This is a genomic window from Pseudomonas sp. 2FG (assembly GCF_005502935.1).
GTDB lineage: Bacteria > Pseudomonadota > Gammaproteobacteria > Pseudomonadales > Pseudomonadaceae > Aquipseudomonas.
Genome location: NZ_SCMP01000004.1, coordinates 284659 through 306757, shown reverse-complemented (window position 1 = coordinate 306757; position 22099 = coordinate 284659). Strand labels below are relative to the sequence as shown.

The window sequence follows — 22099 nt, the reverse complement described above, 5'->3', positions numbered from 1 at the left end:
GGTGACCTCAGGCTGCCGGGTGCAGGCCGTAGGCGGCCAGTTGCTCGATACTGCCTTTATGCTGGATCAAGCGCGGGTCGTCGAGCGGCAGGCTGTGGCCGGTTTCGCGCTCGATCAGCGCCTTGAGTTGGGCGTTGTCGATCTTGCCGTCGGCGCCTATGGTCTCTTGCAACTGTTGTGGATCGACCTGTGCGTTCTGGCCTTCCGGCAGGTAGATGGCGCCGGTGGCGAAGTCGATGCCGAAGGCGATCAGGCCGGGAATCACATAGAAGAGAATGCCGATGGCGTTCAGGCCGGCGACCACCGGGTCGATCTTGCCTTCGATCTGCCCGCGGCGATCAGGGAAAAACAGCGTGCCGCAAGCGCTCAGTTGAGTGAGCAGGGTGACGGCCAGAACACCGCCGATAAGACGAAACCGCATGTGCATAAGCACCTCCAGAAAGTAATGGCACAACTATATCAAGCCGACCGTGGCAATGCCGCTCCGTTGCGAGAGCCGCGCTATCAAGCCGGCCGTCGCTAAGACCACGGCAAGTGGCCGGCCGTTCGCCGCTATAATCGCCACTTTTTACTCTGGACACCTCCGATGGCATGCCCATGACCCCGTTACCCATAGACGCGGTACTGCCGGCCTTGCGCGCGGCCCTGGCCGAGCGCCATGAGGCGGTCCTGGAAGCGCCACCCGGCGCCGGCAAGACCACCCGCGTGCCGCTGGCGTTGCTCGACGAGCCGTGGCTGGCCGGGCAGTCGATCCTGATGCTTGAGCCGCGGCGGCTGGCGGCGCGGGCGGCGGCGGAGCGGCTGGCCAGTGAGCTGGGGGAGGCGGTCGGTGCCACGGTCGGCTACCGCATCCGCCTGGAGAGCAGAGTCGGCCCCAGGACCCGTATCGAGGTGGTCACCGAAGGCATACTCGCCCGGCGCTTGCAGGACGACCCGGCGCTGGACGGGGTGGGGCTGGTGATCTTCGACGAATTCCACGAGCGCAGCCTGGACGCCGACTTGGCCCTGGCGCTGTGCCTGAATGGGCGCGCGATCTTTCGTGACGGAGCGGGGCGCGACCAGCCGCCGCTGAAAGTCCTGCTGATGTCTGCCACCCTGGAGAGTGAGCGGCTCTCGGCGTTACTGGATAACGCCCCGGTGGTGCGCAGCGAAGGGCGCCTGTACCCGGTCGCGACGCACTGGGGGCGGCCGTTTCAGCCGGGCGGCTCCTATGAAAAAGACGGGCTTGAGCCGCGGGTGGTGGCGACTGTGTTGCAGGCGCTGGCCGATGAGCCGGGCAGCGTGCTGGTGTTCCTCCCCGGGCAGGCCGAAATCCGCCGGGTCAACGAGCAGCTTGCAGACGCCTTGCGGGGGCGTAGCGAGATTCGGCTCTGCCCGCTGCACGGCGAGTTGGATTTGAGCGCCCAACGCGCCGCCATCGAGCCGGCGCCTACGGGTATCCGCAAGGTGGTGCTAGCGACCAATATCGCCGAGACCAGCCTGACCATCGACGGCGTGCGGGTGGTGGTGGATGCCGGTTTGGCGCGGGTGCCGCGTTTCGATCCGGGCAGCGGCATGACCCGCCTGGATACCCAGCGCATCTCCCGCGCCAGTGCCACGCAACGGGCCGGCCGTGCCGGTCGCCTGCAACCGGGCGTGTGTTACCGGCTGTGGTCGCAGGCGCAGCACGAGCAATTGGCGGCGCACGGCAGCGCGGAAATTCTCCAGGCCGACCTGGCCGGGCTGGCCCTGCAACTGGCGCGCTGGGGCGTGCAGCCCGGAGAGCTGGCCTGGCTGGATATGCCGCCGGCTGCGGCTTATGCCCAGGCCCAGGAGTTACTGGGCCGGCTCGGTGCCTTGCGCCTGAAAGATGACGGTAGTTGGGTGCTGACCGCCCACGGCCAGGCCATGGCCGAACTGCCGGCGCATCCACGGATCGCCCATTTGCTCTTGCGTGGGCAGACGCTGGGGCTCGGCAGTCTGGCGTGCGATTTGGCCGCGTTGCTCGGCGAGCGGGATATCCAGCGCGGCGGCGGTGCCGACCTGCACAGCCGGCTGGCCTTGCTGAGCGGCGCCGAGCGGGTGGCGCGGGGCGCCCAGGGCGGCGTGCAGCGAGCGCGGCAGCTGGCGCGGCAGTTTCGCGGCTATCTGCGCGGCGCAGCCACTGAACCGCTGGCCGATCCCGAGCACCCGCGCTGGCTCGGGGCCTTGCTGGCCTTCGCCTATCCGGATCGGGTGGCCCAGCAACGCCGCGCCGGTGGCGGCGAGTACCGGCTGGCCAATGGTCGCGCCGCGCAGTTCGCCGAGCCCGATGCGTTGATGAAGCAGCCCTGGCTGGTGGTGGCCGACCTCGGCAGCCGCCAGGGCCAGCGCGAAGAGCGGATCTACCTGGCGGCCGACCTCGATCCGGCGCTGTTCGACTCGGTCTTGAGTGAGCAGGTGAGCAGCCGCGAAGAGCTGGAGTGGGACGAGCGCGAAGGCGTGCTGCGGGCCGAACGCCAGCGCCGGATCGGCGAGTTGGTGCTGGCCCGTGAGCCGTTGAGCAAGCTCGACGAAGCCACCCGCAGCCGCGCCTTGCTCGGCCTGGTGCGGCGCAAAGGCCTGGAGTTGTTGCCATGGACGCCGGAGCTGCGGCAGTGGCAGGCCCGCGTCGCGCTGCTGCGGCGGCTCGACCTGGCGCAGCAGGACAGCAGCGACTGGCCCGAGGTGTCCGATGCGGCGCTGCTGGCGAGTCTGGAGCAGTGGCTGCAGCCGTACCTCGGTAAGGTCAGCCGGCTCAGCCATTTCGGCACTCTGGAGCTGCCGGCGATTCTCCAGAGCCTGCTGCCCTGGCCGTTGCCGCAGCGCCTCGATGAGTGGGCGCCACGCACGCTGCAGGTACCGTCCGGCTCGCGTATCGGCCTGGATTACAGCGAGGAGCCGCCGGTGTTGGCGGTGCGTTTGCAGGAGCTATTCGGCCTGGCCGAAACCCCGCGGATCGCCGGCGGCCGGCAACTGGTCAAACTGCACCTGCTCTCGCCCGCCCGCAGGCCGGTGCAGGTGACCCAGGACCTGGCGAACTTCTGGCGCAGCACCTATGCCGAGGTGAAAAAGGATCTCAAAGGCCGCTATCCCAAGCACTACTGGCCGGATGACCCATTGATCGCCGAGCCCACCGCACGGGTCAAGCCGCGGCGTTAACCGCCAACCGCTGTGCGCACCGATGTTTACGGTTGTTTATCCGGCAACAAAAAGCGCGCGATCAGCGGCAAGTGATCGGAGATCCGCTGGGTATCGGACTGGCGCACCCTGGCGCTGAGACGCACCAGTTGCGGGCTGTGGAACAGGTAATCGAGGGTCCGGTCCGGGCCGTTGACACTCGGGTCGTTGGGGAAGTGGGTGTACCAGGCCGCCTGCCCGGCGCCGCTGGCCTCGGCGATGCTGGGGATCATTTGGTACTTGTCCCATAACACCTTGAGTTCGCTATCGGCGGCGTACCAATGGCGTTGCCGTTCGGCCAGGTGTTGATATTGCCCGGGCGGCAGCAGGTTGAAGTCGCCGCCGATGACCCAGGGCGTGCCGGCGGCGCTTAACTGCTCGAGCAGGCCGGCGCTCATGGCGATTTGCCGCTGCAGGGTGTCGTCGCCTTGGGCGAAGGCATCCAGGTGCGTGTTGATCACCGCCAGTCGACCCCCCTCGCGGATCGGCAGGTAGCTCACCAGCAGGGCGCGTTTCAGGTTGAATTGACGAGTCAGCGGGTCGGCTGGAATCAGCGGCAGCTGCAGGCGCTCGGCCCGGGCGATCTGGTAACGGCTCAAGGTGGCGAGCTTCATGCCGACGCTGCCGCGAATCTGCGGATGGGGCACGAAGGCGGCCTTCCAGTAGAAGGCCTGGGTGCTGCACGGATAGAGGTCGGCCAGACGCTCCCGCAGCAGCCCAAGCTGATCTTGGTAATCCGTGGTCTTGGTGTTTTCGTGCAGTTCTTGCAGCAGCACTATGTCCGGTTGTTCGTCGCGCAGCACGCGCACTACTTCATCGAGGCTATAGGCCAGGTCCGCCGCGGTCGGCCGGGTATCCGGGCCGCTGCCGTCGGCCAGGTCGTACCAGAACACATAGCGCTTGCCGGCCAGGTATTGCAGGTTCCAGGTCATCACCTTCAGCGCCTGGCCGGGCTGCAACGTCCGTGCCTGGGCGGAGCAGGCCAGCGGCGCCGGCTCGCGGGCGGCCGGGTGCCAGGTCAGGGCGTAGACCAAGGCAAACAGGGCGCCGCCGAGGGCCAGCAAACTAAGCAGGGTGAGGCGCAGGAACGGGGGCAGGGTCATGGGCTGAGCCAAATGGGCGTGGACTATGCTGAACAGACGCGAGCATACCCGAGCGCTCGCCTAGGGCGCAGATCTGAATGCCGGGCGCCCCTGATGAGGAGCGGCTCATGACTGATGTGGTGATTGCCCAGCGCGGCCCTTATGAGGTCGAGGTGGTGGCTGGGCTGGATTATTTCTGGTGTCGTTGCGGGCGCAGTGCCAAGCAACCGTTCTGCGACGGTACGCACAAGGGCAGCGGCATCCACCCGCTGAAATACCATGCCGAGCAGAGCGAGACCCTGTACTTCTGCGGCTGCAAGCACAGCCAGTCGCCGCCCTGTTGCGACGGCACCCATCGAACCTTGACCTAGCCGCCTGTCGCGCGGCATTCGGCGCCGCCACCGTAGTTCCAGGGAGATGCCCATGTATCGCAAGGTATTCGCTAGCCAGGTGTTCGACCGCAAGGTGGTGCTGATCAGCGGCGGCTGCGCGGGGATTGGCCGAGCGCTGGCCGAGCGGCTGGCGCAGGCGGGCGCGCGTTTGGCGATTCTCGACCTGGACAAAACCGAGCTGGAGAGCCTGGTGCGGCACCTGGCCGAGCAGCATAACGCCGAGGCCCTCGGCCTGCGCTGCGACGTGGCGGATGCCACCGCCGTGCAGCACGCCGTAGCCCAGGCGCTCGAGCACTTCGGCGGCATCGACGTGCTGGTCAACAACGCCGGCATCACCCACCGCAGCACCTTTGCCGAGACCGAGCTGGCGGTGTTCCAGCGGGTGATGGCGGTCAACTACTTCGGCGCGCTGCATTGCACCAAGGCGGCCCTGGCCAGCCTGATCGACCGGCGTGGGCAGATCATCGTCCTCAGCTCACTGTCCGGCTTCGCCCCCTTGCTCTATCGCAGCGCCTACAACGCCAGCAAACAGGCGCTGCATGGGCTGTTCGAGACCTTGCGCTATGAGCTCAAAGGCTCGGGGGTGAATGTGATGCTGGTCTGCCCCGGCTTTACCGCCACCGACCTGCGCAAGAACGCCTTGGTCGGCGACGACTCGAGCGCCCACCAGCCGCCGCTGGCGATGGGCAAGGTGGCTTCGACCCAGGAGGTCGCCGAGGCGATCTACCAGGGCGCGCTGAAGCGCCGGCGTTTGTTGGTGTTGTCGAATGTCGACTGGCGCGCGCGGCTGCTGGCGCGTTTCTTCCCGCGGCTATTCGAGCGGGTCCTGCTGCCGCGCCTGTCCGGGCTTAAACCCAAGTCCGCTCGGCGCGGCTGATGCGCCGCGGCTTACTGCTACTCAGGCTGCTGAGGTTGGCGTCTGCCATGGGGGGATCCTCCGTGGAAAATCCGCCCCTACCAGCCTAGCCCGAATTCAAGCGTCTGCCGGCTTCTGGCTGACCAGCATAAACAGGCGAAACAGCACCACGCTGGCGAATAGCTGGAGGAAGCCATTGGTGCAATCCAGTACGAATGACAGCAGCGCATCCGGCTGCTGGTCCGCCGTCGGGAAGCTCAGCCAGTCGAGCAGCCAGAGCGGCAGCATCACGCTGAGGAGGCACAACAGAATCCGCCAGAAATGCCCAGTGGTCAGTTGAAAACTCTCGCGCAGGGCCGCCAGCGGGGTCAGCCCGCGCAGCACCAGCAGGTACTCGGCGAAGGCCAGCTTGATCATCACCCACAGCCCCGGCAGCACGAAGAGTGAAACGCCGAGCATGACCAGCAAGGTGCTCAGGGCCGCCAGCACGGCGAAGCTCGGCCACAGGCGCAGCGCCATGGCCAGCAGATCTGCCGTGCGTGGTTGCAGGCCGCGGCTACGGGCATCGAGAAAGAGGATCAGCGCCGCCGTGTAGAGCGGGTAGAACAGCAGGCCGACCAACAGGCCATAGGCGGGCGACGCCGCGCTCCCGCTCCAGGCGGTGACGGCCAGCTGGGTCAAGCCTTCGAGCACGATCAGCGGCAGGCAGAGCAGGGCGATGGCCGCCAAGTTGCGGCTGAAGAAGTACCAGGAGTCGCGCAGAATCGGGAGCGGGTTCATCGAGTTATCGCTGCAAAAAACAGGGCTCCACTCTAGCCGATGGCTGCCAAGGCTCCAAACTCTGGCTTATGTCGAGCTGTAACTCGCGGCATATTCGCAGCCCTTGCGCTGGGGCTGGCATACTGGGCGTTGACTGTAGCTTTAAGTCGCAGTTGTCAGCCACAGCGCGACCCGCGCCAAGAGGATTACCGGTGAAGAGAATCGCCGTATTCGCCGATGTACAGAACCTCTATTACACCGTGCGCCAGGCCCATGGATGCCACTTCAACTATGCCGCGTTATGGGCGGACATCAGCCAGCGCGGGCAGATAGTCGAGGCCTACGCCTACGCCATCGACCGCGGCGACGCCAAGCAGCAGCAGTTCCAGCGGATCCTGCGCAACCTCGGTTTTACCGTGAAGCTGAAACCCTTCATCCAGCGCAGCGACGGCTCGGCCAAGGGCGATTGGGATGTCGGCATCTGCATCGATATTCTGGATGCCGCGCCGCGCGTCGATGAGGTGGTGCTGGCCTCCGGCGACGGTGATTTCGACCTGCTGCTGGACAAGATCAGGCGCAGCTATGGCGTCGAGGCCACGGCCTACGGCGTACCGGGGCTGACCGCGCAATCGCTGATCCGCGCCGCCAGCCGTTATGTGCCGATCGAAGGTGCGCTGCTGCTGAAAAGCTAAGCCGAACGCCGTACTTATTCTTCACCCAAACGAGACGAACCGACGTTGGAACGCATTGCCGTAATCGACTTTGAAACCACCGGTATTTCCCCCGGGCAGAACTGCCGCGCCACCGAGATCGCCGCGGTGATCCTGGAGGACGGACGGATAGTCGAGCGCTATCAGAGCCTGATGAACGCGGGGGTCTGGGTGCCGGCCTTTATCGAGAACCTTACCGGCATCAGCAACAGCATGCTGCGGGACGCGCCACCGGCCGCGCAGGTGATGCGTGAGGTGGCGGACTTTGTCGGCAGCACGCCGCTGCTGGCGCACAACGCCTCGTTCGACCAGAAGTTCTGGGATGCCGAGCTGGCGCTGATCCAGCGCAGCCGGCCGCAGACCTTCGCCTGTTCCATGCTGCTGGCACGGCGGCTATTGCCGCAGGCGCCGAATCACAAACTCGGCACGCTGAACAGTTGGGCCAAACTGCCGGTCACCGGCAAGGCCCACCGGGCGTTGGCCGATGCGGAAATGGCGGCCAACCTGACCCTCTACCTGGCCGACCAGTTACGCCATAGCCATGGCATCAGCCGGGTCTCCCACGGCCTGCTGTGCAAACTGCAGAAAGTACCCGCGGCGAAGATCGGCGAAGCCCTCAGAAACGCCCGCGCAGGCCTTTAATGACGAGTTTGCAGTTCTTCGTAGGGTTTTGCGTTTTGCCGATGCGCGCCCAGCCGCAGACAATCGCTTCTCGGCACGGCGGACAGGGTAAACTGCGGCCTTCCCTGAAACGCCCTGGTTACCGTCATGACTTTCGCCTCCCTTGGCCTGATCGAACCCCTGTTGCGCGCTCTCGAAGCCCTCGACTACCAAACCCCCACGCCGGTACAAACCCAGGCGATTCCGGCGGTGCTGGCCGGGCGCGACCTGATGGCGGCGGCGCAGACCGGCACCGGCAAGACCGCCGGCTTCGCCCTGCCGCTGCTGCAACGCCTGACCCTGGAAGGCCCGCAAGTCGCCAGCAACTCGGTGCGCGCGCTGGTGCTGGTGCCGACCCGCGAGCTGGCCGAGCAGGTGCACGAGAGCTTCCGGGTCTACGGCCAACACCTGCCGCTCAGCACCTATGCGGTGTACGGCGGCGTCAGCATCAACCCGCAGATGATGAAACTGCGCAGGGGCATCGACGTGCTGGTGGCCACACCCGGCCGGTTGCTCGACCTCTATCGGCAGAACGCGGTGAAATTCTCCCAACTGCAAACCCTGGTGCTGGACGAGGCCGACCGCATGCTCGACCTCGGTTTCTCCGAGGAGCTGCGCGACATCTACGCCGCGCTGCCGAAGAAGCGCCAGACCCTGCTGTTTTCCGCGACCTTCTCCGACGCGATCCGCAGCCTCGCCGGGCAGACCCTGGATAACCCGCTGAGCCTCGAAGTCAGCCCGCGCAACGTCGCCGCCAACAGCGTCAAGCAGTGGGTGATTCCGGTGGACAAGAAGCGCAAGCCCGAGCTGTTCAGCCACCTGTTGAAGAAGCAGCGCTGGAGTCAGGTGTTGGTGTTCGCCAAGACCCGTAACGGTGTCGACCAGCTCAGCGAGCTGCTGCAACAGCAAGGCGTCAGCGCCGACGGCATCCACGGCGACAAGCCCCAGGCGACCCGCCAGCGCGCGCTGGATCGCTTCAAGAACCGCGAAGTCCAGATCCTGGTGGCCACCGACGTCGCCGCGCGCGGGCTGGATATCGACGACCTGCCGCTGGTGGTCAACTTCGACCTGCCGATCGTCGCCGAGGACTACATCCACCGCATCGGCCGCACCGGCCGCGCCGGCGCCAGCGGCCAGGCGATCTCGCTGGTCTGCGCCGATGAGGTGCAACTGCTCTCGGCCATCGAGACCCTGACCCGGCAGACCCTGCAACGCATCGAGGAACAGGACTTCGAGCCCGAGCATCGGGTACCGATGACCGACCCGAGCGGCCAAGTGCTGAAAAAACCGAAGAAGCCGAAAAAGCCGAAAGTGGTCGGTGGTGGCGGCAAGAAAACCTTGGGCAAATGGCTGGAAAGCGACGAGCCGGCCGAGCCCCCGGTGAAAGCCGTGCGCAAGGTGCCGAGCTTCAATACCGGGCCGAGAAAGAAGAAGCCCTGAGTCGGCTGGCTAAGGTTACCCGCTGCCGGATCCGCCGTGAGTCGGTTGGGGTAGCGGGGCAATCATCCCGTGGAACCAGCCATTGTTGATGGCCTCGTGGAAAGTCGCAGCGGTGCCGGCTGCGGGTCCACTGTGGCGTTGAAACCCTCGGAGCTGACGGCGCCGGAACTGCTGGCCGCGGCAGCCGACAAGAGCGACCTGCCGGCGGGGGCTGGCGCTCAGCTGTTCGGCGCGCTGCTCAGCCGTGCTGCCGCAGCCACTCCAGCATGCCGTGCCCGGCGACCCGTCCGCTGGCGAAGCAGGCGGTGAGCAAATAGCCGCCGGTGGGCGCCTCCCAGTCGAGCATTTCGCCGGCGCAGAACACCCCGGGCAGTCGCCGCAGCATCAGGCGCTCGTCCAGTTCTTCGAAGGGCACGCCGCCGGCGCTGCTGATCGCCTCGTCCAGCGGGCGGGTTTGCACCAGGGTCAGCGGTAGCGCCTTGATCTTTGCTGCGAGCAGGGCGGGGTCGGCGAAGGTCGCGGCATTGGTGAGTTCGCGCAACAGCCCGGCCCGCACGCCGTCGAGGCCGAGCTGGCCGCGCAGGTGGTTGCTCAGCGATTTGCTGCCGCGCGGCTTGCGCAACAGCGCCTCGACCTGCGGCTGGGTTTTCTGCGGCAGCAGGTCGAGATAAATCGTCGCGCTGCCCTCGGCAGCTATCCGCTCGCGAATCCGCGCGGACAGCGCATAGATCAGGCTGCCCTCGACGCCCTGGGCGGTGACCACGAACTCACCGAGGCGCGCTGCTTCCTGGTCCAGGCGAATGGCCGTAGATTTGACCGGTGCGCCGGCGAATTTTTCCAGAAACAACGGGCTCCAACCCGCGACTTCGAAGCCGCAATTGCTCGGCTGCAAGGGCGCCAACTGCACGCCGCGCTGCGCCAGCAAGGGCACCCAGGCGCCATCGGAACCCAGCCGCGCCCAGCTGCCGCCGCCCAGGGCCAGGAGCACGGCGTCGGCCTGGATGGCTTGTTCGCCTTCGGGGCCGGCGATGCGCAGCTCACCTTGCTCGTTCCAGCCCAGCCAGCGCCGGCGGGTATGAAGGTTCACGCCGTGCTCGCGCAGGCGCTTGAGCCAGGCCCGCAGCAAGGGCGCGGCCTTCATATCGGTGGGAAATACCCGGCCGGACGAGCCGACGAAGGTCTCGATCCCCAGGCCATGAATCCAGGCGCACAACCTATCGGCGCCGAACTTGTCCAGCAGCGGCTCGAGCTGTGTGCGGCGCGTGCCGTAGCGGGAGAGGAACGCCGGCTTCGGCTCCGAATGGGTGATATTCATCCCGCCGACCCCAGCCAGCAGAAACTTGCGTCCCACCGAGGGCATGGCGTCGTAGAGATCGACTCGAATGCCGGCTTGGCTCAAGACTTCCGCCGCCATCAACCCGGCGGGGCCGCCGCCGATGATGGCGACCTGGTGGGGAGCGGTGCTGGCTGAGTCGGTCATGGGCGGGGCGGCAATCGTTGCGGGGGAGGGTGCATTCTACCCGAGGGCCGGCGTCTGTAGGCTTCACTGCCGCCTGTGGCTCGAGTGCAGCAACCGGGCCTGCGCTTATGCCCGCATTCGCCCCGGTCATTCGCAGAGGCCGCACCTGTCCTGCCTCATTGATGCAACAGCCGGCGGAAATCCAGGCTGCCGCGCTGCCCAGGAGCACGAAACAGCCAATGAAAATAGGCTGGTCTATTAGACCTTTGATCGAGCAAACACCGCGAACTGGGCGGCCGACAGTGGTTTGCTAAAGTAATAGCCCTGCATCTCATCGCAACCCTGTTCGCGCAGGAACGCCAGTTGTCCCGCCGTTTCCACGCCCTCGGCGATGGTTTGCAGTCCAAGGCTCTTCGCCATGTTGATGATGGCAGCGACTATGGCCTTGTCTTCCGGATCGGTGCTGATGTCGCGCACGAAGGACTGGTCGATCTTGAGTTTGTACACCTTGAATTTCTTCAGGTGGCTCAGCGAGGAATAGCCGGTGCCGAAATCGTCGATCGACATGCGCACGCCGCGCTCGTGCAGCTTGTTCATCATGGCGATGGCGCCTTGCGGGTCGTGCATCGCTACGCCCTCGGTCAGCTCCAGCTCCAGATACTCCGGCGCTAAGCCCTCTTCGTCGAGGATGCGCGTGACCAGATTGGGCAGGTCGGGATGGCGGAACTGCACCGCGGAGAGATTTACCGCCATGACCAGCGGGGCAAGACCCTCCTGCATCCAGAGTTTTGCCTGCCGCGCCGCGTGCCTCAGCACCCATTCCCCGATCGGCAGGATCAGCCCGCTGTCTTCCGCGGCGGGAATGAATTCCGCCGGCGAGACCGAGCCCAGTTCTGGATGCGTCCAGCGCAGCAGGGCTTCCGCCCCAACGATGCGCCCGTCCCGCATGGAGACCTGTGGCTGATAGTGCACCTGTAGTTGGTCGTGTTCCAGCGCCTGGTGCAGCGCATTGGCCAGTTGCAAATGGCGCGCCGAATGAACCTGCATTTCCGCCGTAAAGAAACGGTAGCCGTGACGGCCTTCCTGCTTGACGCGATACATGGCGGCATCGGCATTTTTCGACAGGGTTTCCAGATCGGTGCCGTCACTCGGATAAAGGGCGATGCCGATCGAGCCGGTGACATTCAGATCATGCTGCTCTATCCGGCAGGGGGCTGCGATGACATTCAGCAGCTTCTGCGCTACATGGGCGGCGCCACTGGCATCGATGCCGTTCAACAATAAGATGAATTCATCGCCGCCCAAGCGCGACACTGTGTCTTCCTTGCGTAACGTCGAGCGCAGCCGTTGCGCCAGTTCGACCAACAAAGCATCGCCAATACTGTGGCCGAGCGTGTCGTTAATGTCCTTGAAGTGGTCGACGTCGAGGAACATCAGGGCCACCGGCCCTTGGCTGCGCTGCGCCAAACCGATGGCAGATTTGGCTCGGTCGTCCAGGTGGGCGCGGTTAGGTAGTCCGGTGAGCGCGTCGAAATGCGCCAGGTGCTGAATCCGTAACTCGGCCTGCTTGCGCACCGTGATGTCGCGGGTGACGGCCAGCAGCGTCGAGATCTTGCCGTTCACATCACGCAGTGGTGCGGCATGGGTTTCGAGCCAGCGCTGGGTGCCCCTAAGGCCTTTGACTTCGAACTCCAGAGTGCCACTTTCGCCAGTGAATACACGCTGGTGCAGGGCGTTAAAGGCATCGCGGTATTCGGCAACAATAAACTCCAGCAGATCGAGCTGTTGCAACTGCTCCAGAGAATCGACTTCTAGCATGCCCAGGCCCGCAGCGTTCATCTCCAGCAATTCACCTTTGTTGTTAATGATCTTGATGCATTCCGGATCGGTCTCGATCACGGTGCGCAAGCGCTGTTCGCTTTCCCGTAGCGCCTCCTCACGCTGCTCACGCTGCGCCTCACGCGCGAAGCTGTTCAGCGCGTAGTCGAGGTTCAGCGCTATTTCCACCAGCAGGTTGCGCACGGCTTCGTCGAAGGCGTTGACCGCGGAGGAATACAGGGTGAAGACCCCGATGACCACGCCATTACGCTGCAGCGGCAGCGCAGCGCAAGCCCCCCAACCGAACTGCGCACTGCGCTCATGCCCCGCGGCGGTGGCAGGGTCATGCCGGAAATCCTGACACCAGAACGGCTGCTGCTCGCGGAACGCCGTGCCCGCCGGGTCGCGCCCGTAAGGGCCATCGGCAGCCACTGAGATCTGCAGTCCTTGCAGATATTCCGTGCCACTGCCAAAGGCGGCAATCGGCTTGATCTGTTGGCTATTGCCGTCCAGCACACCTATCCACGCCATCTTCATCTCGCCGAAGTCGACGATAACGCGGCAGACGTGCGCCAACAGTTCCGCCTCGCTGGTGCAGCAGGCGATGGCCTGGTGGCACTGGCTCAAAGCGGCGTAAAGCGCGCTCAAGCGTTGATTTCTCGCTTCGGCGTCTTTGCGCTGCGCGTCGATCCGGGTCAGCTTGATCTGCATTTCCGACAACCAGCCCAGCACGCTGTTTTCCCTGCCTTCGGCGACCTGGATGGCGGATGAGAAGTTTCCGCTGCCAAACCGGGCAATATGCGTATGCAGTTCATTTAGCGTGCCGCCCAAAACTGCATTCAAGTTCCGCCGCGCGCTCCAGAGCAGGGGGGGCAGCAGCAAGCCAAACAGCACGAACGCCAGACGCATTGGTGTGGCATCGGCTTCGCTGGTATGCGCGGCCGCCAGCGTTCGCGGGGCCGCCATACGGTGAAACTGGCTGATCGGCCGCATGAGGGCGGCCTTGGCTTGCTGGTAGGTCGCGTCATGCAACATCCGGATCGCCGCCGCGCGGTTGGCCTCGGTCGGCGGGTTTGTCGATTCGAACAGTTCCATCGCGGCCAATTCGGTGCGCGTGAGCGCATCCGCATTGGCCTTGGCCTGCGCTAGCTTGGCGAATTCTGCTTCGCTGAAGCCGGCCCGCTGCATCAACTCCAGCAAGGGGATCGCCGGTCCCTGCGGGCGCGGCCGCGGGTCGTCGGCCAGCACGAGATCCCAGTAGAGGTTGTGGTAGTCGAGCGGACGGAGCTTCTTGCCATCGCGGATGTCGAGGATTTCCTGATAGTGCTGCTTGTAGATGGGGTCGCCGGTCACCACATAGGTGCGAACCATACGGGTCAGGTCATCAGACGACTGGCGCAATTCGTCCGCCAGCAGGAACGACTGTTGCCGCGACTCATTGGCGCGATCAATCTGCTTTTCTGAGCGGACATAAACGACAAAGGCTGCGGCGAAGACGACGAACATGCCCAGCGTCAGCCAGAGGTAGCGCGAGAACCGGGATAGGTTGCTCTTAGAAGTTGCCATTGCGTCCATTCCTTCTGAGCGCTATGCACATCGAGATAAAGAGTCAACCGGCGCGCGGGGAGTATGGCGCCGATTCAATTGCAGGGCGCAGCATGAGTATCCGTCGCTCATGCCTGGCGGGCTGCGTTAAGTAATTGGCTTGGGAGCCTCCGGCAGAATCAAGGAGTGGCTGAATGTCAGTAAACAGGTTAGTAGCTGTCTAGCGCTCAGCAAGTTAGAACGCCCCATGGCCGTCTGGAACCGACAGCTAGCCGTCATTCATGGGCGGCGCAAACCATCGATGAACGCGGAACTTATGCGTTGAATGCAGGCGCTGCTGGTATTGTCGGACTCAGCCCTGTAACCCTACATCAGGCTTTGCCAAACCCTTTGCGCGCTGTGATGCAAGATTCCGTGGCGCCTGGCCAGTGCTGCGCGGTCTGGGTCATAGCCGCCACCGATCAAGCCTACCAGCGGAATATCCCGGCCCAGACACTGACGTATCACCAGTTCATCCCGTGCGGCCAGGCCTTGGTCGGTCAGTTTGAGGTAGCCCAGGGCGTCGTCCTGGTGCACGTCCACCCCGGCGTCATAGAGCACGAGGTCCGGCTGGTAGAGCGGTAGCAGGTAGTTCAGCGCATCCTCGACCACCCGCAGGTAATCGGCGTCGCCCATCCCCATCGGCAGCGGGATATCCCAGTCGCTGTCGGCTTTGCGTGCGGGGAAGTTCTTTTCGCAGTGCAGGGAGACGGTGATCGCCTCCGGCGTATCGGCGAGGATGCGCGCGGTGCCGTCGCCCTGATGCACGTCGCAATCGAAGATCAATACGCGGCTGACCCGGCCTGCGGCCAGCAGGTAACGGCTGATCACCGCCAGGTCGTTGAAGATGCAGAAGCCGGCCGGGTGATCGTAATGGGCATGGTGAGTGCCGCCGGCCAGGTGGCAGGCCAGGCCATGCTTGAGCGCCAGTTCTGCGGCCAACAGCGAGCCACCCACGGCGCGCACGGTGCGCCGCGCCAGGGCTGGACTCCAGGGCAGGCCGAGGCGGCGTTGTTCCTCGCGGCTGAGTGAACCGCTTAGGAAACGCTCGATATAGGCCGGGTCATGGGCCAGGGCGAGCACCTCGGGAGGGCAGAGTTCGGGGCGCAGCAGGTTGACGTCGCAGGTCAAGCCGCTGTCCACCAGGTGATCGCGCAGCAGGCGGAACTTCTCCATCGGGAAACGATGGTTGGCCGGAAAGGGCGGGCTGTAGTCGTCGTGGTAGACGAGGGGCAGACGCATACAATAGGGCTCGACGAAAGAGTGCCGACAGTATGGCGGCGCCTATTCCAACCTCTCAAGCGGTGCCTCATGGCCGAATCGATCGAACTGGAAAGTCCCCGCCTGTTGTTGCGGGTCCGGCGCGACGCGGATCTGCAACCCCTTGCCACGCTGAGCGCCGATCCCCTGGTGATGGAGTCTTTCCCCACAGGCCTGAGCCGTACGCGATGGCTGGAGCCGCGCTCATGACCCCGCAGGATGGCGTGCGCGCCTATCACCAACTCAGCATGCACAGGCCCGACCGCTACGCGCCGGGGCCGGGGCAACTGGACTGGGCCACCCAGCCGGCGGCGTTTCGACGCTATGCCGGGGCGCGGCTGATCGAGCTGCTGCATCGCCCACTGCAAGAGTCGCCGGCCTATGACGCGGTGTTCGCCGGGCCGCTGAGGGACGTGGCGCCGCTCAATCGGGCCAGCCTGTCGCAGCTGCTGTATGACAGCCTCGGGCTGTCGGCCTGGAAGGAGGCCGGCGGCAGCCGCTGGGCGCTGCGGGTCAATCCCTCGAGCGGCAACCTGCATCCGACCGAGGCCTATCTATTGCTGCCGCCAGGGGCGCTGGAGCAAGACGGCGTGCTCGCCCATTACAGTGCCGATGCCCATGCCCTGGAAGTGCGCGCGCAGCTTCCGGCGCCTTTGGCGGCGCAACTGGCGCAGGCATTGCCCGCCGGTGGTTTCCTCCTGGCGCTGGCCAGCATCCCCTGGCGCGAGGCCTGGAAATACGGCGAGCGCGCCTATCGCTATTGCCAGCATGACCTTGGCCATGCCCTGGCGTGCCTGGCCATCGCCGCCAGCCCCTTGGGCTGGCAGGTGAAGGTGCTGCGCGGCACCGCCGAGGCGCAGTTGGATGCGCTGTTTGGGCTGGATCGTGAGGGCTTCTGCGAGCCGGAAGCGGTGGATGCGCTGCTGTGGATCGGCCCCGCGCAGACGGTTGAGCCGCGCTTGCCCGACGCGCTACTAGACCACCTCGCCGCCTTGCCGCTGGCGGGCACGCCCAATCGCCTGTCTCGCCACTCCCTCGACTGGCCGGAGTTGGCGCGGGTGCAACAGCTCTGCCGGGCGCCGGCCTTGCCGACCCAACCTTGGCTGGCGGAAACCGGGCGGGCGCTGGCGGATAATCCCGGCCTGGCGCTGCGCCCGTTGCTGCATCGGCGCCGCAGTGCGCAGGCCATGGACGGCAAGAGTGGCATTCATGCCGAGCTGTTGTTGGCCTGGTTGCGGCGGCTGATGCCGAGCCATTCACCGGTGCCTTTTGCCGTGACGGGCGAGCCAACCCAGGTCGATCTGCTGCTGTTTGTCCATCGCGTACAGGGGCTGACGCCGGGCCTGTACTGGTTGGCGCGGTGTGACGGGCAGGCGCAAACGCTGCGCGAGGACTTCCTCTGGCAGCGGGTGGACGTCGAGCTGCCGCTGTATCGTTTGCTCGCCGGCGATGCCCGTGGCTTGGCCGAATTTCTCTCCTGCGGCCAGGCGATCGCCGGCGAGGGTTGTGTCGCCCTGGCGATGCTGGCGCGTTTCGACCAGGCCCTGGCCAGCGGCGCCTGGCACTATCCACGGCTGTACTGGGAGTGTGGCCAGATCGGTCAGTTGCTCTACCTCGAAGCCGAGGCCGCGGGCTTGTCCGGTACCGGCATTGGCTGTTATTTCGATCCGGCGGTGCATGAATTGCTCGGGCTTGCCGACAGCCGCTGGCAAAGCCTTTACCATTTCACCCTGGGGCGCGCGGTGTGGGACGAGCGGTTGAGTTCGCTGCCGGCTTACCCGACTTTGCGCCGCCCAGTGCCTGAATGAAGCCGTACCCGAATGAATGAGTGCCTGATGAGGAAAATCCGATGAGCCAACTACTCGATGATCTAGTGGCCTTGCTGAGCCTGGAGCAGATCGAGGAAAACCTGTTTCGCGGCATCAGCCAGGATCTCGGTTTCCGTCAACTTTATGGTGGCCAGGTGCTTGGCCAGTGCGTCTCCGCCGCGAGCCAGACGGTAGAAGAGGCGCGCCATGTGCACTCACTGCACGGTTATTTTTTACGTCCGGGCGATGCCAGCCTGCCGGTGGTCTATCAAGTCGATCGGGTGCGCGATGGCGGCAGCTTCAGCACCCGCCGGGTGACGGCGATCCAGAAGGGCAAGCCGATTTTCACCTGCAGCGCCTCCTTTCAGTACGACGAAGAAGGCTTGCACCATCAGCTGCAGATGCCCGATGTGCCAGGGCCGGAAAACTTCAAGACGGAAACCGAGCTGGCACGCTTGTCTGCGGCGACTATCCCGGAGCCCATGCGTGAGCGGGCGATCAGCGCCAAGCCGATCGAAATTCGCCCGGTGACCCAGGTCAACCCCTTCGATCCCGAGGTTTGTGAACCGGTGAAATATGTCTGGTTCCGCGCCGACGGCAACCTGCCGGATGAGCGCCAGCTGCATAAATACCTGTTGGGCTACGCCTCGGACTTCAACCTGCTGACCACCTCGATGCAGCCGCACGGCGTCTCGGTGTTCCAGAAGTTCATGCAGGTCGCCAGCCTCGATCACTCGATCTGGTTCCATCACGACCTGCGCATCGACGACTGGCTGCTGTACGCCATGGATAGCCCCTGGTCGGGCAATGCCCGTGGTTTCTCGCGCGGCAGCATCTTCAACCGCGCCGGCCAGTTGGTGGCCTCGGTGGCGCAAGAGGGGCTGACGCGGGTGCGTGAGGATTGGAAGTGAGGCTGAGTGAAGCGCGGCACTGGGTCTTCGACATGGACGGCACCCTGACGCTGGCGGTGCACGACTTCGACGCCATCCGCCGTGAGCTGGCCATCCCGGCGGCGGCTGACATCCTCCAGCACCTGGCGGCGTTGCCCGAGGATGAGGCGGCGGCCAAGCATGCCTGGCTGTTGGCCCATGAACGCGAGCTGGCGCTCGCCGCCCAGCCCGCGCCCGGGGCCATCGCCCTGGTGCGCGAGCTGCACGCGCGCGACTGCCGGCTCGGCATCCTCACGCGCAATGCCCACGAACTGGCGTTGTTGACGCTGGCGGCCATCGGCCTCGGTGAGTGTTTCGCCAGCGTCGATGTTATCGGCCGTGGCGAAGCGCCGCCGAAACCGCATCCCGGCGGCCTGCTGCAGTTGGCTGCACGATGGGGCATCGCCGCGAACGCGCTGGTGATGGTCGGCGACTACCGCTTCGATCTCGATTGCGCGCGTGCGGCGGGTGCCTACGGGGTATTGGTCAACCTACCGGAAAACCCCTGGCCAGAACTGACCGATGGCTTTGCGCGCGATTGCGCAGAGTTGCGGCGAATGCTGCTGTAGTTCCCCTCTCCCGGAGAGAGGGGAGATAGGTTTAAAGCCTTGCCGTCTTAAAGGTATTGCAGCTGTTGACCTGGCCTTTCTCGAACCCGGTGCTGAACCAGCGCACGCGCTGCGCCGAGGTGCCGTGGGTGAAGGAGTCGGGGACTACCTGGCCGCGCGCTTGTGTTTGCAGGCGGTCATCGCCAATGGCATTGGCGGCGCGCAGGGCTTCTTCCAGGTCGCCGGGCTCCAGCCAGTCCAGCCGCTGTTGCGCATGGTGGGCCCAGACGCCGGCCAGGCAATCGGCCTGCAGCTCCTGGCGCACCAATAAGCCATTCTCGCCTTCGAGCTTTTCCCCGCGCTGGCGCGCGGCATTCACCTGCGCGGAGACGCCGAGCAGGGTCTGCACATGGTGGCCCACCTCGTGGGCGATCACGTAGGCCTGGGCGAAATCGCCGGCGGCGGCAAAGCGCTGGGCCATTTCGCGGAAGAACTCGAGGTCGAGGTACAGCTGGCGGTCGCCGGGGCAGTAGAACGGCCCGGTTGCCGATGAGGCGAAGCCGCAGGCCGAGTTCACGCCACCGCGAAACAGCACCAGGGTCGGGTCCTGGTAGTGCTTGCCGGCCTGCTGAAAGATCGCCCGCCAGGTGTCTTCGGTATCGCCGAGTACGGCGCGGACGAATTCAGACTGTTCGTCGTTAGTGGCGGGCGGGCGGCCGGTTTGCGGGCTGACGGAGCTGGTCGAGACGCCGGCCTGGTCGGCCAGTTGACCGAAGATCTGCAACGGGTCTTGGTCGGTCAGCAGGCCGATCACCACGATGATGGCGACCGCTCCGAGGCTCAGGCCCTTGCCGCCACCGATGCGCATGCCGCCTCCGCCGCCACTGTCGCGGGCGTCCAGCACATTGTCGCTGCGGCGGGCTTTTTTCCAGAGCATAGCGGTGTCCTCCTGTTTCTTGGGGCTAAGGCTTGGGGCTTGAGTGTCGCTGCTGGTAGATATGGGCGCCAGCCCGGCGGTCAGCCCAGTTCGCCGGCGCTGACGTGCAACTCGGCGCGCGCCAGCAGTTGCACGCTGCCGCCCACGCTGACGCGGCCGTCACCGGCAACGCAGACATCCAGCCGGCTGGGGCGGTTGAGGAAGCGTCCTTGGTTGAGGCTGAAGGCTTCGCCGCGGCGATGCAGGCCGTGCTGCACCAGAAAGGCCGCGACCGGCCCGGCGGCACTGCCGGTGGCGATATCCTCGATCACGCCGAGCGGGTCCCAGGTGCGGCCTTCGTGGCCATCCACCTCCAGCAAAAAGACGAAGGCCGCCCCATAGGCGGCTAATTCGGCGTCGAACGCACGGCGTTGTCTGGCCCGCACCAGGCCTTGCGGCGTGACCGGCAAGAGCAGATAGGGCAGGCCGGTGCTGACCACCGTGGCCGGGTAGCGGCCATCCAGGTCGGCGACGCTTAACGAAAAGGCCTCGGCGAACACCAGGGCCTGTTCGCTGTTGAGCCGTGCGCCGAACTCGGCCAGGCCTTGATCCATCTCCGCATAAAAGCCCTGGCCGTGTCGCCGCGTGCGCAGGTGCACGCTTTTCGCCGCCATTCGTATTGTCCACTCGGCGGTGGCGGCAGGGCTGTGCAGATGATGCAGCAGGGCGGCCGCGCCAATAATCGGGTGGCCGGCGAAGGGCAACTCTTCTTCCATGGTGAAGATGCGTGCGCCGTATTCGTCGGGGGGCGCGCCGGGCAGCAGGAAGATCGACTCGAACTGCCGCAGTTCCCGAGTCAGCGCCTGCATGGCGGCGAGCGATAGCGGGCGGGCGTCGGGGAAAACCGCCAGGCCGTTACCGGCCAGCGGGCGCTCGGCGAAGACATCCAGTTGCCAATAAACCAAGGGGGACATAGTGGCTCCGTGGATTAGCGGAAAACAGATCGGGAAACAGTCGGCCAGCATAACGGCGAGATTGCCCAGGCCCAAGCCCCTGCCTGTTTCCGGATATGGCTGGGCGGCCTATCCTCGACGCACCCTAACCTGACGAGGAGATGCGCCAATGCTGTTCGCCCGAATCCTGCTGGCCGTGCAGGCCTTGGTGTTGGCCGGCGTTGGTTTGGCCTATTTCATCCGTCCACAAGAGATGGTCAATCTCAGCGGCATGCTGCTGATGGAAGCCGCGGCGATCACCGATGTGCGGGCCCACTACGGCGCTCTGCAACTGGGCCTGGCGGTGTTTCTGGTGCTGGCCACGGTGCGCCTCGAGCTAACCCGCGGCGCCCTGATATTGCTGGTGCTGCTCTATGCGGCGTTGGCTTTTGGGCGCATCGCCGGGCTGTGGCTGGAGGGTGGCCTGCAGCAGACCTTCAACCTCTACCTGCTGCTGTTCGAGCTGGTGTCGGCGGGCTTGGCCTTTATGGCGCTGCGTGGCTTGAACCGGTAGGCTGGGTAGAACGTAGTGAAACCCAGCTGGGTTTCGCCAAGGCTCTACCCAGCCTACGGCGCTAATAGGTTCAGCGGCGCTCCAGCAACACCCCACTTTCCATATGGTGGGTGTAGGGGAACTGGTCGAAGAGTGCGCAGCGCGTGACCCGGTGGCTGTCATGCAACTGGGCGATGTTGGCGGCCAGGGTCTCCGGGTTGCAGGAGATGTAGAGGATGCGCTCGAAGCGCCGGGTCAGCTCGCAGGTGTCCGGGTCCATGCCGGCGCGCGGCGGGTCGACGAACACGCTGCCGAACTGGTAGCTCTTCAGGTCGATGCCCTGCAGGCGGCGGAACGGCCGCACCTCATTCAACGCCTCGGTCAGCTCCTCGGCGGAGAGGCGCACCAGGGTCACGTTGTCGACCTGGTTATCGGCCAGGTTGGCCAGCGCGGCGTTGACCGAGGATTTGCTGATTTCCGTGGCCAGCACCTTGCGCACGCGAGTGGCCAGCGGCAGGGTGAAGTTGCCGTTGCCGCAGTAGAGCTCCAGCAGGTCATCGTCGCGCTCGCCGAGGGCGTCGAAGGCCCAGTTGAGCATTTTCTCGTTCACCGCGCCGTTCGGCTGGGTGAAGGCGCCTTCCGGCTGGCGATAGCTGAAGCTGCGCCCGGCGACTTGCAACTCTTCCACGACATGATCGCGACCTATGACCAGACGCTGACCGCGCGAGCGCCCGACCAGGCTGACGCCCAGCTCGCTCGCGAGCTGTTGCGCCGCGGCCTGCCAATGCTCATCCAGCGGGCGGTGGTAGCAGAGGGTGATCAGCCCGTCACCGGCCAGGGTGGTGAGGAACTCGACCTGGAATAGCTTGAAGCTCAGCGCCGAACTGGCCCGCCAAGCGCTCTTTAGGCGCGGCATCAGTTCATTGATGCGAGTGCTGGCGATCGGAAAGTCGTCGAGCAGGATAGGCCTGTGTTTATCGCCGGCGGCGAACATCGCGTAGAAGCGCTCTTCGTTCTCCCGCCACAGGCGGAACTCGGTGCGCAGGCGGTAATGCTCGCGCGGCGAATCGAAGACTTCCGGCTCTGGGGCCGCGAAGGGCGCGAGCAAGGCCACCAGGCGGTGTTTCTTTTCTTCCAGCTGGGCCAGGTAGGTGGCCGGGTCGAACTGTGGAGCACTCATGGATAACTCATGTCGTTGTAGGGTGGATGACGCTTC

General features: G+C 65.2%; 20 protein-coding genes and 1 pseudogene. 12 read left to right on the top strand and 9 right to left on the bottom strand.

Annotated features, from left to right (window positions below; genetic code table 11):
- Positions 1-7 precede the first annotated feature (7 nt).
- The gene (locus FFS13_RS06540; RefSeq protein ID WP_137818290.1) at positions 8-427 is read right to left on the bottom strand and encodes a polyribonucleotide nucleotidyltransferase; all 420 of its coding nucleotides are present in this window, start codon (positions 425-427) and stop codon (positions 8-10) included.
- A gap of 170 nt (positions 428-597) precedes the next feature.
- On the opposite strand from FFS13_RS06540, the gene hrpB reads away from it, so the two are divergent.
- A complete protein-coding gene (gene hrpB / locus FFS13_RS06535) occupies positions 598-3159 on the top strand; it encodes an ATP-dependent helicase HrpB (protein WP_137818289.1) in 2562 nt (853 codons plus the stop codon).
- Positions 3160-3185: 26 nt separating this feature from the next.
- Here hrpB and FFS13_RS06530 read toward each other — a convergent pair whose 3' ends face one another.
- Positions 3186-4280: an endonuclease/exonuclease/phosphatase family protein gene (locus FFS13_RS06530; RefSeq protein ID WP_137818288.1), complete on the bottom strand. Its 1095-nt coding sequence runs from the start codon at positions 4278-4280 to the stop codon at positions 3186-3188.
- A 107-nt stretch (positions 4281-4387) separates the two neighbouring features.
- On the opposite strand from FFS13_RS06530, the gene FFS13_RS06525 reads away from it, so the two are divergent.
- On the top strand, positions 4388-4630 hold the full coding sequence (locus FFS13_RS06525) for a CDGSH iron-sulfur domain-containing protein (protein WP_137818287.1): 243 nt from the start codon (positions 4388-4390) through the stop codon (positions 4628-4630).
- A gap of 52 nt (positions 4631-4682) precedes the next feature.
- Entirely contained in the window at positions 4683-5528 is an 846-nt protein-coding gene (locus tag FFS13_RS06520; RefSeq protein ID WP_137818286.1) for an SDR family oxidoreductase, read from the top strand.
- Between the two features lie 96 nt (positions 5529-5624).
- On the opposite strand, the gene FFS13_RS06515 is transcribed toward FFS13_RS06520, so the two are convergent.
- The gene (locus tag FFS13_RS06515; protein ID WP_137818285.1) at positions 5625-6287 is read right to left on the bottom strand and encodes a YciC family protein; all 663 of its coding nucleotides are present in this window, start codon (positions 6285-6287) and stop codon (positions 5625-5627) included.
- 191 nt (positions 6288-6478) lie between these two features.
- On the opposite strand from FFS13_RS06515, the gene FFS13_RS06510 reads away from it, so the two are divergent.
- From FFS13_RS06510 to FFS13_RS20015, 4 genes and pseudogenes are all read left to right on the top strand, one after another.
- Entirely contained in the window at positions 6479-6958 is a 480-nt protein-coding gene (locus FFS13_RS06510) for an NYN domain-containing protein (RefSeq protein ID WP_137818284.1), read from the top strand.
- A gap of 45 nt (positions 6959-7003) precedes the next feature.
- On the top strand, positions 7004-7618 hold the full coding sequence (locus FFS13_RS06505; protein ID WP_137818283.1) for a PolC-type DNA polymerase III: 615 nt from the start codon (positions 7004-7006) through the stop codon (positions 7616-7618).
- Positions 7619-7744: 126 nt separating this feature from the next.
- Positions 7745-9076: a DEAD/DEAH box helicase gene (locus FFS13_RS06500; protein ID WP_137818282.1), complete on the top strand. Its 1332-nt coding sequence runs from the start codon at positions 7745-7747 to the stop codon at positions 9074-9076.
- Positions 9077-9096: 20 nt separating this feature from the next.
- A pseudogene (locus FFS13_RS20015) lies at positions 9097-9286 on the top strand (aldehyde dehydrogenase family protein); the annotation flags it as partial.
- A 28-nt stretch (positions 9287-9314) separates the two neighbouring features.
- Here FFS13_RS20015 and FFS13_RS06490 read toward each other — a convergent pair.
- The 3 genes from FFS13_RS06490 to FFS13_RS06480 all read right to left on the bottom strand — a co-directional run bounded on the left by FFS13_RS06490 (position 9315) and on the right by FFS13_RS06480 (position 15179).
- Positions 9315-10556, bottom strand: a complete 1242-nt coding sequence (locus tag FFS13_RS06490; RefSeq protein WP_137818281.1) for a TIGR03862 family flavoprotein — start codon at positions 10554-10556, stop codon at positions 9315-9317.
- Positions 10557-10793: 237 nt separating this feature from the next.
- Positions 10794-13919 (bottom strand): bifunctional diguanylate cyclase/phosphodiesterase, encoded by a 3126-nt coding sequence (locus FFS13_RS06485; protein ID WP_218568599.1) that lies wholly within the window; start codon positions 13917-13919, stop codon positions 10794-10796.
- Between the two features lie 345 nt (positions 13920-14264).
- Positions 14265-15179 carry a histone deacetylase gene (locus FFS13_RS06480; protein ID WP_137818280.1) on the bottom strand — a complete coding sequence of 305 codons (915 nt, stop codon included), beginning with the start codon at positions 15177-15179 and terminating at the stop codon, positions 14265-14267.
- Positions 15180-15248: 69 nt separating this feature from the next.
- Here FFS13_RS06480 and FFS13_RS06475 point away from each other — a divergent pair, with 69 nt between their 5' ends.
- The 4 genes from FFS13_RS06475 to FFS13_RS06460 are packed head-to-tail and all read left to right on the top strand — an operon-like array spanning position 15249 to position 18503.
- Positions 15249-15407 carry a hypothetical protein gene (locus FFS13_RS06475; RefSeq protein ID WP_178084164.1) on the top strand — a complete coding sequence of 53 codons (159 nt, stop codon included), beginning with the start codon at positions 15249-15251 and terminating at the stop codon, positions 15405-15407.
- Complete coding sequence (locus tag FFS13_RS06470) at positions 15404-17005, top strand: SagB/ThcOx family dehydrogenase (protein ID WP_137818279.1); 1602 nt, start codon at positions 15404-15406, stop codon at positions 17003-17005. Before FFS13_RS06475 ends, FFS13_RS06470 begins: the two co-directional genes overlap by 4 nt.
- Before the next feature lie 41 nt (positions 17006-17046).
- A complete protein-coding gene (tesB, locus tag FFS13_RS06465) occupies positions 17047-17916 on the top strand; it encodes an acyl-CoA thioesterase II (protein ID WP_137818278.1) in 870 nt (289 codons plus the stop codon).
- The gene (locus tag FFS13_RS06460; RefSeq protein ID WP_137818277.1) at positions 17913-18503 is read left to right on the top strand and encodes an HAD family hydrolase; all 591 of its coding nucleotides are present in this window, start codon (positions 17913-17915) and stop codon (positions 18501-18503) included. The genes tesB and FFS13_RS06460 overlap by 4 nt, the downstream gene beginning before the upstream one ends.
- A 31-nt stretch (positions 18504-18534) precedes the next feature.
- On the opposite strand, the gene FFS13_RS06455 is transcribed toward FFS13_RS06460, so the two are convergent.
- Both FFS13_RS06455 and FFS13_RS06450 read right to left on the bottom strand, forming a co-directional pair.
- Positions 18535-19419 carry a neutral zinc metallopeptidase gene (locus tag FFS13_RS06455; RefSeq protein WP_137818276.1) on the bottom strand — a complete coding sequence of 295 codons (885 nt, stop codon included), beginning with the start codon at positions 19417-19419 and terminating at the stop codon, positions 18535-18537.
- 80 nt (positions 19420-19499) lie between these two features.
- Positions 19500-20372, bottom strand: a complete 873-nt coding sequence (locus tag FFS13_RS06450) for a PhzF family phenazine biosynthesis protein (protein WP_137818275.1) — start codon at positions 20370-20372, stop codon at positions 19500-19502.
- Between the two features lie 148 nt (positions 20373-20520).
- Here FFS13_RS06450 and FFS13_RS06445 point away from each other — a divergent pair, with 148 nt between their 5' ends.
- Complete coding sequence (locus tag FFS13_RS06445) at positions 20521-20904, top strand: DUF4345 family protein (protein WP_137818274.1); 384 nt, start codon at positions 20521-20523, stop codon at positions 20902-20904.
- A 70-nt stretch (positions 20905-20974) separates the two neighbouring features.
- On the opposite strand, the gene trmA is transcribed toward FFS13_RS06445, so the two are convergent.
- Positions 20975-22063 (bottom strand): tRNA (uridine(54)-C5)-methyltransferase TrmA, encoded by a 1089-nt coding sequence (gene trmA, locus FFS13_RS06440; RefSeq protein ID WP_137818273.1) that lies wholly within the window; start codon positions 22061-22063, stop codon positions 20975-20977.
- Positions 22064-22099 lie beyond the last annotated feature (36 nt).

Excerpts from the sequence above, each read along its gene's own strand:
- FFS13_RS06470 (WP_137818279.1), top strand. The coding sequence starts at position 15,404 with ATGACCCCGCAGGATGGCGTGCGCGCCTATCACCAACTCAGCATGCAC.
- FFS13_RS06515 (WP_137818285.1), bottom strand. The coding sequence starts at position 6,287 with ATGAACCCGCTCCCGATTCTGCGCGACTCCTGGTACTTCTTCAGCCGC.
- FFS13_RS06455 (WP_137818276.1), bottom strand. The coding sequence starts at position 19,419 with ATGCTCTGGAAAAAAGCCCGCCGCAGCGACAATGTGCTGGACGCCCGC.
- FFS13_RS06475 (WP_178084164.1), top strand. The coding sequence starts at position 15,249 with ATGGCCGAATCGATCGAACTGGAAAGTCCCCGCCTGTTGTTGCGGGTC.
- hrpB (WP_137818289.1), top strand. The coding sequence starts at position 598 with ATGACCCCGTTACCCATAGACGCGGTACTGCCGGCCTTGCGCGCGGCC.
- FFS13_RS06485 (WP_218568599.1), bottom strand. The coding sequence starts at position 13,919 with ATGGCAACTTCTAAGAGCAACCTATCCCGGTTCTCGCGCTACCTCTGG.
- FFS13_RS06500 (WP_137818282.1), top strand. The coding sequence starts at position 7,745 with ATGACTTTCGCCTCCCTTGGCCTGATCGAACCCCTGTTGCGCGCTCTC.
- FFS13_RS06450 (WP_137818275.1), bottom strand. The coding sequence starts at position 20,372 with ATGTCCCCCTTGGTTTATTGGCAACTGGATGTCTTCGCCGAGCGCCCG.
- tesB (WP_137818278.1), top strand. The coding sequence starts at position 17,047 with ATGAGCCAACTACTCGATGATCTAGTGGCCTTGCTGAGCCTGGAGCAG.
- FFS13_RS06540 (WP_137818290.1), bottom strand. The coding sequence starts at position 427 with ATGCACATGCGGTTTCGTCTTATCGGCGGTGTTCTGGCCGTCACCCTG.
- FFS13_RS06530 (WP_137818288.1), bottom strand. The coding sequence starts at position 4,280 with ATGACCCTGCCCCCGTTCCTGCGCCTCACCCTGCTTAGTTTGCTGGCC.
- FFS13_RS06525 (WP_137818287.1), top strand. The coding sequence starts at position 4,388 with ATGACTGATGTGGTGATTGCCCAGCGCGGCCCTTATGAGGTCGAGGTG.
- FFS13_RS06490 (WP_137818281.1), bottom strand. The coding sequence starts at position 10,556 with ATGACCGACTCAGCCAGCACCGCTCCCCACCAGGTCGCCATCATCGGC.
- FFS13_RS06445 (WP_137818274.1), top strand. The coding sequence starts at position 20,521 with ATGCTGTTCGCCCGAATCCTGCTGGCCGTGCAGGCCTTGGTGTTGGCC.
- FFS13_RS06520 (WP_137818286.1), top strand. The coding sequence starts at position 4,683 with ATGTATCGCAAGGTATTCGCTAGCCAGGTGTTCGACCGCAAGGTGGTG.
- trmA (WP_137818273.1), bottom strand. The coding sequence starts at position 22,063 with ATGAGTGCTCCACAGTTCGACCCGGCCACCTACCTGGCCCAGCTGGAA.
- FFS13_RS06480 (WP_137818280.1), bottom strand. The coding sequence starts at position 15,179 with ATGCGTCTGCCCCTCGTCTACCACGACGACTACAGCCCGCCCTTTCCG.